Genomic DNA, 12,512 nt, shown 5'->3' with positions numbered 1-12,512 from the left:
GGCGACCAGCGCGGTTGAAGTCTCGCTCTAACGAGGAGTGGGACAAAGATGGCACCGTCGGGCAGGTCCAGCGCGTCGACCTCCCAGATGACCTCGCGTACGCGTTCCTTGGACGGGGGCCCGTCCCCGCATGATCGGCGGCTTCTTGAAATCACAATGTGAATCGGCCGATCTATTCACTTAGGTTAATTGACTGGCTCAGCTTTGATTCGATCATCCCGGCACCGGGCAGGGCGATTTCATTTAAGGACATCCTTTTTAGGCCCGGGGGGCTCGCCCAATTAGCGACAGCGGCGGCTGGGCGACCTCGGAATGGAAACGGCCTCAGCACCACCTCCCTCAGCACCACCTCCAAGGGTGCTGGCCGTTTCTCTTTGCGTTATGCTCCAAGGAACCAACGGCTGAGTGCTGGTTTTGGTGTGAAGCTAATCATGGCACTCGGCCTCGGCGCGGTTGACCGCGCTGGGGCCGTTTCTGGATATCAGGAGCGCCTTTTGCCGATCTCAGTTCGCTGGTTCGACAGCAATTCCGCTAAATTCTCAGCTTGTTCTTTGGTCAGCTTCTCTGCGAAGGGACCGTCTTTCCGTATTTGAGCTGGACCTTTGAGTTCGCTGTCGTAGACCATCCAATCAGTGCTTCCTCTTCGAACGAGAAACCGGCCTCGCATCGGGCGTCCAATAAGTTCCATTGCAATCACCATCTGTGAAGACCAGCCCAGCAAGCAGCCCCAACCTGGGGACCGCCAACCCGGGCGCTACGGGTTTTCTTCTGGCAGTCGGGGGGCGTTGACTGACCAGAAGCGTCGATTAGATGCTTCCGTCCCCTCGATGGTTCCTCGCATGGCGCACGTATTTAGGATTTGCCGGCGAGTCATCCTCGCGAACTCTCGTGGGACTCGAGCCAGCCCTAGTCCTTAGCGCACTCGAAGCCGGGCCCAGCCGGCCTCGCCTTGTCCTCCTAAAGCATCGGATCTGATCTTCTCGTACTGGTCGAGATAAGCCACTCGCCATTTCAAAACAGACCTGGGAACGCACCCCGCTTTTTGCTTTTGGATTTTCGGAAATGGAAAGAGCGAGTGTCTGATACCCAGATATTATTTCGACCTCAAAGATAGCCACGGAATTACGGTCGACGAGGAAGGCGTGGAGCTCCGAGACTTTGAGGCCGCGCAGAATGAAGCCGGGCGAGCTTTAGGGAGTATGGCCCGGGATGCGGCGTCCTCGGTCATCCGCAGCGGGATCGAACAGATGGAAATCGATGTCCGAGACGAAGCTGGCCCGCTGATGGCCGTTCGCCTTCGTGTTTGAGGTCAGCCGGGACAGGAAGCGCTAACTCTGAGTTCTGTCCTAGTTTGGACACTCTCGCTGGAACTAGGACACTGTTGCAACCGCGCTATTGCGTGTGGCTCAGAGAGGGGCGAAGTATCGAGCGTGCCGCCAGACATAAGATCGGCGGATCAAGTGAGGGCCCCAGCACCGGCCTCTAGGCCCCCAGAGGTGCTGGGGCCCCTTCTATGATTGCTAGGAACGAACGTGGCCGAAGCTTGTTCGTCTGGCGAATGCGGCAATCATCAGCCCCACAACCGCATTCGGACAGTATGAACGGAAGGCTCCAGCGTTTTCCCCAGCGCTGGAGCTATTCCGTTCGTGGAACCACTCACAGTTATCGCAGTTTAAGATTCGGTACGACGAGAAGTGGGACTAACCTACCGGCCTCAGTGCTCTCCCCGGGGCACTGGGGCCGGTTATCTGAGGCGAGACCGCCCGTGTTCAGACAGGATCACCGGGACGCAGTGGACTATAGCTTCCTTGGCTTTGCCGGCGCTTCGTTCATCGCACTCATCATTAGCATCGGATGGCTGTTGATGAGCTGATGGACTACCGGCAGCAGTCTAGCTCGCGAGAGGTAAGTTCAACAATTAAGCTTGGGTCTGCGGAGGCTGCAACCTGATTTCCGGCGAGCAGAGCGTGAGATTGGCGAGCAAGGGGGAGTGATGGAGTGTCCTGCCAAGAGTAGCAGCGCGAGGCTAACGGAAATACGTGAGTCCTCCCGCCACGACCGCTAGGACGAAGGCCAAAACGGCAGCCGCAACGATCCAGGGCATGTCGCGGCGTTCTGGTGGGGTCATCGGCAAATCCTTGTGCACTACGGAAGCAGAAGCGAAAGCAGCCGTTGACTGTGCTGCTCGCGGTCGAGCTGATTTTTACGCATCCTATCTAGCTCGGCTTGAGCCTTGGTAGTGTCTTCATTCAGCCGATTCAATTCGACTAGAAGCGCCTCGACGTCTGCGAGCCGCCGTTCGCCTTCGACCACATCGAGCTCGATCTGTCTTAACTCGTCCATGATCGCGTCTTTGTACATTGTCGATTCTTGCGCCTTGGCTCTAATCCGGCTTTCCGATGGGGCTCGATCCGCTCTTGGTTTCCCGGGCCAAACGCTCAGCCTTTAGCCTTTCGCGATTTTCGTGGAATGCTTTTTGCGCTTTGGCGTAATCACTCAAAGCCTCCTTCGCTTCCGTCTCTCGGAATACCTTGCGGGCTTCTCTTTCCGCGCCTACAGGCGTTCTCCTCCGCTCTCGAACATTGACCATTGCCCAACCTCCTTTCGGGCTAAACCTGTTCAACGCTTGGGATTGTTTTTGGATCCTACGGCAACGAGGCTCCTATGGTATTCGGCTAGGCGAACACGACCTTGCCCGGCTGCAGCATCCGCACGAACGTCCCGCTCTCGTGGTACTCGAGCGAGCCTTGGTCGATCGCATACCGAAGGCCATCCCAGTAATCGGCCGGCGTGGCCTGGTAGAGCATCGGATAGTTGATCTTCTCGATGTAGATTTCCGGCCGTCCTGGATCGGCTCAAACGGCTCTCGCATGCTCCATGATCCTGCGCGCCGCATTCTCAGGGTCGGAGTAGGGGCGGACAGCCTTCATTATCATCGTCACGGTTCCTGCTCGCACCGGCCGTTCTCGCAGGCTCTCTCATGCGCTGTCAGACGAGCCTGAGCTTATCTTTGAGCTTGCGATTGATTAGCATTTCGGCCCGTCGCTTGGCCAACTCGGGCAGCCTTGAGCGCACGGTGCTGCGTATCAGTTCATCGTCAAGCTCAATGACGATTTCGAACTGGTCGTCGTATTGCCTGGTCACGCTGAACGTGACGCCTCTGTGGCAAAGTCGCGGGCATGCGCACGACTCAGCAATCGAAGTGCGCGGCTTGCACCGGGAAGCTACGGATAATCGTCCCACTGTGGGAATGGGCTTATGCAGATCGTCGCGGACTACATGCCCGTGGCGATATTAATTCCGTACTGCGCGAGGGCGATAGACAGCACCAGACCGAAGAGGCTGAATAGGGTTACTGCGACAAATCCCGAAACGGGCCGGCGAGCAGCTTGGATCTCGGCTTTAGCCTTCGAAAGCGCGATCATTGAAATTCTCCCCAAATCAATGAGGAGAGCTTAGCAGCTAGATATTAACTGCGATTTTCGTCGATCGTTTCAATCGAGCTTCGCCCGCGGGCTCGAAAGAAAACCCCGCAAGGTCTCTCCCAGCTGACAAGCTGGAGATCCAGGGCCTGACGCGCCAGCTGTACCGCCGCAAAAGAGGACAGCGTCGACGAGACGGAATATGCTCGCCTCGCGACGCTGGCTTAATCACTGGGCCCTGACTCAGCACTGCTTGTGTCTGGCGAGATCGAGAAAGGCTCAAGAAAAAACCCCGCCTTCGCGTGGCGGGGTTGTCAGCCAACCAGCCTTGGGGGCGGATATGGTCGGCGCTCCCATAACGCGAAGATGCGCGCGTGGCTCCTTGGGACGATGAGGGCGGGGGCCTACCGTCGTCCGTACCCATTAAGACCGCTGGTCTTCAACAGCGCCTGAGGCGGGGCGAGTGGAATCCGGGTACTTGCGGTGGATGAGCCTAACTCGCTCTCGCATGGCAATGCCATGTAGGCGCTGCCTGACACCCTCCTGGGATCGACCCAAGATCTTGGCGATTACCGCGGTCACCTTTTTCTGTTGCTTTAGGTCAACAAGCTTTCTGTCCTCGGCTTCTGACCATGGTTTGGCGGGTTGCGCGGACATGCCGAACGCTCGTGGAAACTTAATGACGCAAAGACGCTCTTGACGGGAGCGCCGTTCCTAAAGTCCTGCCTTTATTCGCAATTTGTCGATGAGTTCCGAATTCTCGGCCTTGATCGGGTCCTTATCGGGCAAGGGATGGTGAGCCTGGTTGGCGAGGGTCTTCAGGTAAGAGGCTTGGGCATCGGTCATCGGATCGTCTCTCTGGAAACCCAATGCTCGGGTCCTTTTGAGTGTTGCTCATTGAGGACTCCCTTTTTACCCAACCTCAGTCGGTCGGGCAGGGACTGGCAGCGCTGTCCCACGGGCTCATGCTAGGCCTCCGCAGCGCCGCCCCTTCGGCCGCAGAGCGCCGGCTGGCCGGCGCTCTGCGTTCAGGCGGCTTTGATAGCGCCCGTGCGGACTACGAAGGGCACCGCCCATGGCGCCGTCGAATTGCCCGAGCACCACCATGGCCGAACGGCCTGCGTGAACATCATGGTGTGTTCTCTGCGGCGCGGCGGTCCAAGGCCGCCGCAGCCGCATCGGGACATCGCCGGGCTGCGGCGGATCGTCGTCCTCGCCGTCGAGGCGGCGCAGTGCCGCGAGAATGTCGGCGAGCCGAATCGGATGATCCATACCCGGGATCTCGCGCAGCGAGGGACGACCGCGAACATATGCCGCCGTCCGGTCCACGACACCGAACCATCCTCTTCGGAAAGGAGCGCAACAAGGAACATTCCTATTCGTTCATTGTTCTCGAAAGTCCGCATGGAGCGGTTAGGAGGACATTATGAAGAAGCTAGCAATGATTTCCGTTGCGATCCTATTGGCATCGACGGGAGCGTTCGCCCAGACGACGGTGGTCGGTACAACTGGCGCCGGGCATAATGCTGCGGTTCAGATCGAGCCGGAGTATCGGACCCGAATCCACAGTTACGTGACCGAGCACAAGATTCGTCCCGTCGAAACGCGGGAAAAAATCGTTGTCGGTTCCCCAGTGCCGCGCGACGTCGAGCTTGAAGCCGTGCCGGCCGATTGGGGACCGTCGCTCACGCGGTATCGCTATGTTTACTCGGGCGAGCGGGTGATGTTGGTTGATCCCGAGACCCGGACTGTCGTCCAGGAAGTCGACTGACAAACGCTTTCCGATCGACCTCATGCAATGGGGAGGCGGCCAGTTCAGCGGTCTCTCCCCGACGCCACGGCCATTACCGCGATCAGTGTGATGAGGGTTTTCCTAAGCATCGCACACTCCCAGCTTTTGGAAAGTCGCCCGATTTGAAAACCTCCCCAGGAGGTCGTCCGAGGAAAGTCTCAAGCCTCCATCGACCTCCCTGGGCCGGCCATCGGCGCCTGGCACCGGCCTCGCCGGTCCCGTCAACGAGCCAGCGCTCATGGTCCGCCGGTCGGCCCCGCTCCGTCGTCGGCAGCCGCATAGGAACCAGGCCTCCAACGGCCTGTTGCTCCTTTGCGACCATGGGAGGACTGGCATGGACATGAGGGAAGCCTCTGCGATGACCGAGGCCTCCGGCCTCGTGGACGATCTGGAGACCAAGCGCGCTTCCGCGACGAGGCCGGGCCGAGAGGCGGAGGTGGATGCTCTCTCGTTGCCCTCGCCTTTGCGACGTCTTTCGGAGCATCTGCGAGGGATAACCCTAAAGGCTCCACTGCAGTCGCTGTTCGTCGCGTTCCTCCTAGGAGTCTGGGTAGTTCGTCGGCGCTAGAAGAGCTGCGAACCGCACGAACTTGTTGCCGGGGAAGCTAGCCGGGCTTCTTGATCTTGCCTATCTCTCCTCCCTCGATGAAGGCGGCTCTGGAGGCATCGTGCGCCGGCAGCAATCTCTGCCTTAAGGGCCGCCGAGTAAACCGACGACCCCATGGCGACGCATAGCGGCAGGATCGAACAAGGTGCAAGCGGTCCTCGACGAGGCCAGACGCGAGTATCAGATGAGGGGGATGAGTCGAGTCTGGGCGCGCCGCGTTCGACGATCGCAGCGGAGGAGACCCGCAGAAGGCAACCAGAAAGGGCGCGACGCAAGGCTCGGGAGCAGATCAGTGAGGGTCGACTGAGCCCCAGGTATCGCGATCTCGATCGAGGGCGATGCCGCTGGATGGACACCGAGCCGCCGAATTCAGGTCGAACGTCATCGCGATATCGAACGTTGCCGAAACGGCGCGCGTCATCGACCTTCGGGGTACTCGGCAAGAAGTAGCAACTTTCGCCGACGGATCGAGTTGCCACCGCATGATGTTTTGCTCATGGGAGCAGAAGATGGTCGATAAGAGCCCGATGCGAAAAGCAGTAGATACTGCGTGGTCTATTTACCTGGCTACCCACACCGGAGTCGATTCTGCGGACGACCGCCGATGCCTGCTCGAGCGCCACCTCCATGAGAAACGGGAAGCGTGTGAAGGCGATGCTGAGGAGCTCGCATGTCTTGGATTGGCTTATCTCGAGGGGCTCCCCGACGACGTATGCTGAGACGAGTTGAAGATCTTGTCCAGCAGGTAACGGCCAGTAGTGCAGGGCCGAACCGGACATTGCTCGCCATTTCGTATCTAATATCCGCGGCGATTGTGCTTGTCCTGCGATCAATTTGCGGGGCCTAGGGATCGGCACCCATGCGCATCGCCCAGCTGGCTCCCTTGGCAGAGAGCGTCCCTCCAAAGCTTTACGGCGGCACCGAGCGTGTGGTCGCGTGGTTGGTGGACGAGCTGGTCGACTTGGGACATGACGTCACGCTGTTTGCGAGCGGCGATTCCCGGACACGCGGCACCCTTCATCCCGTGTGGCCGCATGCACTGCGCCTTGGCCGGAAGGGTGCCGACCCGAGCGCCGCCTGCACCCTGCTGCTGGAAGCGATCGCGAGACGGGCGAGCGACTTTGATGTGATCCACGCTCACATCGACTGGCTGCCACTCCCGCTGCTAAGTCGGCTCGGCGTACCATTTCTGACCACCGTGCATGGCCGGCTCGACCTGCCGGGACTGCACCACGTCATCCAACATTTTCCGAATGCCAGTTTCGTGTCGATTTCCCAACATCAGCGCCTGCCGCTTGCTGACGCGAACTGGAGCGGTACCATCCAGCACGGTCTACCGGTGAATCTGCTCCGGCCGTCGTATGAAGGAGGCTCGTACCTGGCGTTTCTCGGACGCCTTTCAGCGGAGAAGGGTCCAGAAGATGCGATCCGCATCGCACACGCTGCCGGAAAGCCGCTACGCATCGCGGCCAAGATACCGCGCGCCGAGACTGCATACTACAAGAAGAAACTTCAGCCCCACATCGACGGCGAGAACGTTCGGCTCGTCGGCGAGGTCGATGATGCAAAGAAGCAGCCATTCCTTGCCGGCGCCGCGGCCCTATTGTTTCCGATTGACTGGCCTGAGCCCTTCGGTCTCGTGATGATTGAGGCGATGGCTTGCGGCACGCCCGTCATCGCCTATCGCTCCGGATCAGTGCCGGAGGTTATAGATGATGGCGTCACCGGCTTCATCGTCGACAGCGAGGAGCAGGCTATCAGCGCGGTGAACCAACTGGGACGGCTGGACAGACGAAAGGTGCGCGCCCGGTTTGAGGAACGTTTCTCGGCGAGCCGGATGGGGCGCGATTACGAGGGGCAGTACCGCAAGCTGATCGCCGCGGCCCGGGCCGGCAAAGCTGCACTGCAACCATCGGCAACGCGAGAACAGGACCTCGGCCAGAACGCGACCTAGCCTAGGTCGTCCCGTTGCCAGTGCACGAGGAAGTTGATTCTGCGACGACCTGCTTTCCTCGCGACTGCCGCTGCTCGGGCGATAAAGGCGCCAAAGGGATCGGCCCGGAGTTGCTTTCAGGTGATGTTGGGCCATGCCTCGTTTGCTTGCTTTCAGGCTTCGGGATCGCCATCCAGTCGAGCCAGCCGACCGGATCACTGCGGATCACTGCGGCCATATGCATGGATGATCGTCGAGATCTTTGTTGGGTGATACAGGCCTTCTAGACATTAGGAACATTCGGCCGACCGTCCCTGTTGGCTTTGGTCTAACTACTGGAGGATGACATGGCAACAGAACAACGAGAGACCGGCACCCTGATTGGCAGCGACAAGGTTGAGGGCACCGCCGTTTATGGCGCCGACAACCAGAAGATCGGCTCGATTGAACGGGTGATGATTGACAAGGTAAGCGGCAAGGTTTCTTACGCGGTGCTCGGCTTCGGCGGCTTTCTCGGCATCGGCGACGAGCATTATCCTCTGCCGTGGCGAACTCTGAAGTACGATGTCAATTTGGAAGGCTATCGCACCAACGTCACCGAGCAGCAGCTCAAAGGGGCGCCGAAGTACGCCAATGAGAACAGCTGGAATTGGGAGGATTCGGCCCGCACCAAGACCGTGAACGACTACTACGCCGGATACTGACCTGCGCATTCCGATGAAGTCGGCCGTGGATTCCGAGCGAAGCCGGCCGCCTGTACCGATGGAAGCCGGCCGGGGATTCCGATGATCCCGGCCGCCTGCCGAGGCGGGCTCTCGCGACGACGTCGTCATCAGGTCAGTTGGCGGCCTCGTCGTCAAGCGTCTGACGCTTGGCGGCGGCTTTGCGCAGGCTCTCGCCCTTGAGGGTGAGCCTGTGGGCGTTGTGCACGAGGCGATCGAGGATGGCGTCGGCAATGGTTGGGTTGCCGATGAGTTCATGCCAATGCTCGACCGGGAGCTGGCTTGTCACCACGGTTGAGCCGCGGCCATGGCGATCCTCCATCATCTCCAGCAGGTCGCGTTGTTGCTCGGCCGTCATCGAGGCAAGCCCCCAGTCGTCAAGGATCAGGAGTTCCACGCGCGCCAGGGTCCTGAGGAGGCGAGCATGGCGGCCGTCGCCCCGCGCGAGGGCGAGCGCCTCAAACAGCCGCGGCAGCCGTTGATAGAGCACGGAGCGGTTGTCCCGGCAGGCCTTGTGGCCCAAGGCGCAAGCAATCCAGCTCTTGCCGACGCCGGTCGGGCCGATGATGAGCAGGTTTTGATGCCGGTCGATCCACTCGCCGGCGACGAGCTTTTGGAACAGCGGCTTGTCGAGTCCGCGCGGCGCCTTCATGTCGATATCCTCGACGACGGCGTTTTGCCGGAGGCTTGCGAACCGCAACCGGGCGACCAGGCGCTTGTTCTCGCGCTCGGTCGCCTCGCGGTCGACGAGCAGCGCGAGGCGCTCCTCGAAGGCCAGCGCGGCGATGTCAGGCTGTCGTTGCTGTTCGTCGAGGGCCTTCGCCATGCCATTGAGCCCGAGCGCGACGAGGCGCTCGTGAGTGGGATGTGTCAACATCGTCTCTCCTTTCTTCAGTGGTAGTAATCGGTGCCGCGGATGTTGCCGTGTCGGATTGGTGGCCCGTCCGGCGGCTGTTCATTCGCGTAGGCGCGATCGAGCCCGTGCTGCAGGATCGACTTGATCGAGCCGTAGGTGGTCGCGCCGATGTCGTTGCCGCGCTGGCAGGCGGCCTCGATGCGGGCCGAGCCGTAGCTGCGTGCGAGCCGCAGAATGCCGAGACAAGCCCGGAAGCCCTGCTCGGGGTGTGGCTTGGCTCTCATGATCGCCTCGACGAGAGCGATCGTGGCGGGGCCGATCTTGGCGGCTTCTCGTTTGATCCGCGCCGGCGTCCATTCGGCATAGCGCCGGTGCGCGCTCGGCATGTGCTCCGGGATCGTGGTGTGGCGATGGGGCACGTCAGAGCGGGCGTGGCTGGCCACCCGGATGCCCTTGTGCAGGATCTCGATCGTCCTGTCGGTTATGCGCGCCTCGAGCTCTTCGCGGATCAGACGTGAGGGCACCGAGTAGTAGTGACCGGCGAGCTCGACGTGATAGTCGGGCGCGACCCGGCACTTCTTCCACTCGGCATACTGATACGGCATCGGCGGTAGGGCTTTGAGCGCCGGCTTGTCGATCTGCGCGAACAGCTCATTGCGGCTCACGCCGAGCTTGCGCATGATCTTGGCGTTGAGGTCGGCGATCGCCTCGCGGATTGCCGCGTTGAGTTCGTCAAGCGAGAAGAAGCGCTGGTTCCGCAGCCTCGCCAGCACAAACCGCTGGACGATTTGCACCGCCACTTCCACCTTCGCCTTGTCGCGCGGCTTGCGCGGACGCGTGGGCAGGATCGCGGTGCCGTAATGCTGGGCCAGCTCCTGGTAGGTGCGGTTGATGCCCGGCTCATAGCGACAGGTGGCGGTGACGCCGGATTTCAGATTGTCGCAGACGATCGCCTTCGGCACGCCGCCGATCGCCCGCAAAGCATTGACGTGCACCGCAATCCAGTCAGCCAACCCCTCCGACCAGCGCGCCTCGGCAAAGGTGTAGTTGGATGCTCCCAGCACGGCGACAAAGACATGGGCCAGCCGCTGCGCGCCGGTAGCGGCGTCGAACACCGGCACCGTGTCGCCCGCGAAGTCGACGAACAGCTTCTCTCCAGGCCCATGCGCCTGCCGCATGGTCGGCGAGATCGTCTCGCTCCATTTCCGGTAGAGATCGCAGAACCGGCTGTAGCCATAGCCGTCCGCGTGCTCCGCGCGATATTCCTCCCACAGCAAGAGCAGCGTCACGCTGCGCCGCTTCAGCTCCCGGTGCACCGCCGTCCAGTCGGGCAACGGCCGCGCCGGCTTCTCCTCGAATGTCGGCGGCGTGAACAGCCGGCGCTCGAGCTCGCCGTCGTCCATCCCTTCCGGCACCGGCCAGGTGATGCCGATCACGGCAGCCCGCCGCAGATACTCGCCAACCGTCGATCGGCTGATGCCGACGGTGACGGCGATCTGCCGCTCGCTCACGCCAAGGGCGTGCCGCAGTCTCAAAACTTCTCGAACCTTCCGCATCGGCGCTCTCTCGGCGGGCATCAGACCTCCCCTTGCTCGGCCGCAAAGGGGGGCTGGTCCGCGATTCGATCGCCGTCTTCGAGAGCGTCAGGCCGGTCTCAACAGGGTGGCCGGCTTCGATCGGAATCGGTGGCCGACTTCCGTCGGAATCGGTGGCCGGGTTGCGTCGGAATCAGTGGCCGGCTTGCTTCGGATTACGCATACTGACCAGCCGGCTTGATGACCAAAGTGCGGTTGGAAGACGGGCCCGGTGTACACCGCGGATCGTCTGCTTTGGCTAGATAGGCGGACGAGCCGGCTTCGGGTGGGCGTGCTATCGTGGGTCTCCGTGCAGCCCAAGTCCACTTCGGTTCTCGTTGCAAATGACGAATGAATAGTCGTCGCTACTTGCAATCCATATCTCCAGATCCCCAGTCTCAACGCGGCTGAAGTGCAGGGCCATTTCACCCTCCACGTCGGAAGTCATGACCACCACCTAGATCAGCGGGAGGCGCGCTCCGCCGCTAGCATCGTCGTGGTTCATCTTAGTGGGCCGGCGGCTTCGCTCCTAATAGCAAGCATATGCATTCTGGCTGGCTGTTGCGACGCAGTAGCCATAACTGGCTCGGTACGGGTAGCCGTAGCCATAGGGGTAACCATAGTCGTAACCGTAGCCGTACACGGGGTAGCCATATCCGTAAGGGTAAGCGTAGGCACCGGCCAAGCCGAGCCCTATCCCAAGTCCAAGAGCGGCGGCGCCAAATCCGCCTCCGCGCCAGCCGCCGCCACCAAATCCGCCGTGAAAGCCGCCGCCGCCGAAGCCACCCCGCGCAGAAGCAGCGGTCGGCGCAAACGCCGCGGTCATAACCGCGATGAATATGATTAGGATTTTCCTAGGCATCGGACTCTCCAAGCTTTAGAAAGCCGCCCAATCTGCAAAACGCCTTATGTCCGGTTTGGTTGCTGAGTACGGCCTCCGATCTCGACAAAGCGCGTGACGGGCGAAATTTCGCGAAATTCCAACTAGTGGATCGCTAATAGGTCAGCGCCAGCAGCCGTTGCACGATAGCGCCGAGACACATTAGCACTACCAGAAGCTTCAGGAGCTGTGCTAGGCGACCGTCAGCGCGACAGAACCATTTCTTCAGTCGCGCTGGCTCTGGAGCAATCGCGCGAGCGGCTGATTGGCGGTCTCGCTGATTGGCGGTCTCTGGGACCATAGCAATGAACAGCAGTCTCACAACTTAGATCAGTGCAAACACCGGCGGCGGCGAGAAGCTAGCTGGCTTGAGCTTGCAGAGCAGCCAAAATCAAACGCGCCCGGTGAGCGCTAAAACGAGCACGATAATGAGGATCAAACCAATACCGCCGCCCGGGTAGTAGCCCCAGCCAGAGCTGTAAGGCCACGTTGGCAAAGCTCCAATCAACAAGAGGATCAAAATGATAATGAGGATCGTCGACAGCATCGCGCGCCTCGCGCAGTTGTTGTGATAAGCTAAAGTGGCGAATTGCGGAATAGTTCCTATCGTAGGCTACCAGTCAGGTGGGTGCGAACGTCCTGCTCGGTGCGACGCGAACGGGCCGACACCGGGCGCTGGATAAGGTTGAACAGTCGGGCCAAATCTTCCCGCGAATGAACTCCGTG

General features: G+C 60.7%; 14 protein-coding genes. 4 read left to right on the top strand and 10 right to left on the bottom strand.

The genetic code is table 11. The features are described 5' to 3' along the window. Positions 1-481: 481 nt before the first annotated feature. Positions 482-625, bottom strand: coding sequence for a hypothetical protein (locus ACVILL_RS36710; protein ID WP_456733487.1), 144 nt, complete (start codon positions 623-625; stop codon positions 482-484). Between the two features lie 517 nt (positions 626-1,142). On the opposite strand from ACVILL_RS36710, the gene ACVILL_RS36705 reads away from it, so the two are divergent. Beyond that, positions 1,143-1,307 (top strand): DUF6894 family protein, encoded by a 165-nt coding sequence (locus ACVILL_RS36705; RefSeq protein WP_456733486.1) that lies wholly within the window; start codon positions 1,143-1,145, stop codon positions 1,305-1,307. An 838-nt stretch (positions 1,308-2,145) separates the two neighbouring features. Here the strand turns inward: ACVILL_RS36705 and ACVILL_RS36700 are convergent. From ACVILL_RS36700 to ACVILL_RS36680, 5 genes are all read right to left on the bottom strand, one after another. Continuing rightward, complete coding sequence (locus ACVILL_RS36700) at positions 2,146-2,361, bottom strand: hypothetical protein (RefSeq protein WP_456733485.1); 216 nt, start codon at positions 2,359-2,361, stop codon at positions 2,146-2,148. Positions 2,362-2,675: 314 nt separating this feature from the next. Next, the gene (locus ACVILL_RS36695; RefSeq protein ID WP_456733484.1) at positions 2,676-2,807 is read right to left on the bottom strand and encodes a hypothetical protein; all 132 of its coding nucleotides are present in this window, start codon (positions 2,805-2,807) and stop codon (positions 2,676-2,678) included. A 468-nt stretch (positions 2,808-3,275) separates the two neighbouring features. Further along, positions 3,276-3,425, bottom strand: coding sequence for a hypothetical protein (locus ACVILL_RS36690; protein WP_456733483.1), 150 nt, complete (start codon positions 3,423-3,425; stop codon positions 3,276-3,278). 711 nt (positions 3,426-4,136) lie between these two features. After that, a complete protein-coding gene (locus tag ACVILL_RS36685) occupies positions 4,137-4,268 on the bottom strand; it encodes a DUF3072 domain-containing protein (protein ID WP_456733482.1) in 132 nt (43 codons plus the stop codon). 117 nt (positions 4,269-4,385) lie between these two features. Continuing rightward, on the bottom strand, positions 4,386-4,694 hold the full coding sequence (locus ACVILL_RS36680; protein ID WP_456733481.1) for a hypothetical protein: 309 nt from the start codon (positions 4,692-4,694) through the stop codon (positions 4,386-4,388). Positions 4,695-4,848: 154 nt separating this feature from the next. Here ACVILL_RS36680 and ACVILL_RS36675 point away from each other — a divergent pair, with 154 nt between their 5' ends. The 3 genes from ACVILL_RS36675 (at position 4,849) to ACVILL_RS36665 (ending at position 8,458) form a co-directional block, all read left to right on the top strand. After that, on the top strand, positions 4,849-5,193 hold the full coding sequence (locus ACVILL_RS36675) for a DUF1236 domain-containing protein (RefSeq protein ID WP_456733480.1): 345 nt from the start codon (positions 4,849-4,851) through the stop codon (positions 5,191-5,193). Positions 5,194-6,680: 1,487 nt separating this feature from the next. Beyond that, entirely contained in the window at positions 6,681-7,775 is a 1,095-nt protein-coding gene (locus ACVILL_RS36670) for a glycosyltransferase family 4 protein (protein ID WP_456733479.1), read from the top strand. A gap of 326 nt (positions 7,776-8,101) precedes the next feature. After that, positions 8,102-8,458 carry a PRC-barrel domain-containing protein gene (locus ACVILL_RS36665; RefSeq protein ID WP_456733478.1) on the top strand — a complete coding sequence of 119 codons (357 nt, stop codon included), beginning with the start codon at positions 8,102-8,104 and terminating at the stop codon, positions 8,456-8,458. A gap of 133 nt (positions 8,459-8,591) precedes the next feature. Here ACVILL_RS36665 and istB read toward each other — a convergent pair whose 3' ends face one another. The 4 genes from istB to ACVILL_RS36645 all read right to left on the bottom strand — a co-directional run bounded on the left by istB (position 8,592) and on the right by ACVILL_RS36645 (position 12,333). After that, positions 8,592-9,353, bottom strand: coding sequence for an IS21-like element helper ATPase IstB (gene istB / locus ACVILL_RS36660; RefSeq protein ID WP_456727991.1), 762 nt, complete (start codon positions 9,351-9,353; stop codon positions 8,592-8,594). A gap of 14 nt (positions 9,354-9,367) precedes the next feature. Further along, a complete protein-coding gene (gene istA / locus ACVILL_RS36655; protein WP_456727992.1) occupies positions 9,368-10,888 on the bottom strand; it encodes an IS21 family transposase in 1,521 nt (506 codons plus the stop codon). Positions 10,889-11,435: 547 nt separating this feature from the next. Next, entirely contained in the window at positions 11,436-11,768 is a 333-nt protein-coding gene (locus tag ACVILL_RS36650; protein WP_456733477.1) for a hypothetical protein, read from the bottom strand. Positions 11,769-12,177: 409 nt separating this feature from the next. Beyond that, entirely contained in the window at positions 12,178-12,333 is a 156-nt protein-coding gene (locus ACVILL_RS36645; protein ID WP_429021871.1) for a DUF3309 family protein, read from the bottom strand. Positions 12,334-12,512: the final 179 nt, after the last annotated feature.

This window comes from Bradyrhizobium sp. USDA 3364, assembly GCF_054056355.1.
The sequence above is the reverse complement of the archived record's forward strand: the minus strand, read 5'-3'. Positions and strand labels throughout refer to the sequence as shown.

Bases quoted from the DNA above. Each gene is read 5' to 3' on its own strand.
- istB (WP_456727991.1), bottom strand. From the start codon at position 9,353: ATGTTGACACATCCCACTCACGAGCGCCTCGTCGCGCTCGGGCTCAAT.
- ACVILL_RS36685 (WP_456733482.1), bottom strand. From the start codon at position 4,268: ATGACCGATGCCCAAGCCTCTTACCTGAAGACCCTCGCCAACCAGGCT.
- ACVILL_RS36700 (WP_456733485.1), bottom strand. From the start codon at position 2,361: ATGTACAAAGACGCGATCATGGACGAGTTAAGACAGATCGAGCTCGAT.
- istA (WP_456727992.1), bottom strand. From the start codon at position 10,888: ATGCGGAAGGTTCGAGAAGTTTTGAGACTGCGGCACGCCCTTGGCGTG.
- ACVILL_RS36675 (WP_456733480.1), top strand. From the start codon at position 4,849: ATGAAGAAGCTAGCAATGATTTCCGTTGCGATCCTATTGGCATCGACG.
- ACVILL_RS36695 (WP_456733484.1), bottom strand. From the start codon at position 2,807: ATGCTCTACCAGGCCACGCCGGCCGATTACTGGGATGGCCTTCGGTAT.
- ACVILL_RS36710 (WP_456733487.1), bottom strand. From the start codon at position 625: ATGGTCTACGACAGCGAACTCAAAGGTCCAGCTCAAATACGGAAAGAC.
- ACVILL_RS36665 (WP_456733478.1), top strand. From the start codon at position 8,102: ATGGCAACAGAACAACGAGAGACCGGCACCCTGATTGGCAGCGACAAG.
- ACVILL_RS36680 (WP_456733481.1), bottom strand. From the start codon at position 4,694: ATGGATCATCCGATTCGGCTCGCCGACATTCTCGCGGCACTGCGCCGC.
- ACVILL_RS36670 (WP_456733479.1), top strand. From the start codon at position 6,681: ATGCGCATCGCCCAGCTGGCTCCCTTGGCAGAGAGCGTCCCTCCAAAG.
- ACVILL_RS36690 (WP_456733483.1), bottom strand. From the start codon at position 3,425: ATGATCGCGCTTTCGAAGGCTAAAGCCGAGATCCAAGCTGCTCGCCGG.
- ACVILL_RS36650 (WP_456733477.1), bottom strand. From the start codon at position 11,768: ATGCCTAGGAAAATCCTAATCATATTCATCGCGGTTATGACCGCGGCG.
- ACVILL_RS36645 (WP_429021871.1), bottom strand. From the start codon at position 12,333: ATGCTGTCGACGATCCTCATTATCATTTTGATCCTCTTGTTGATTGGA.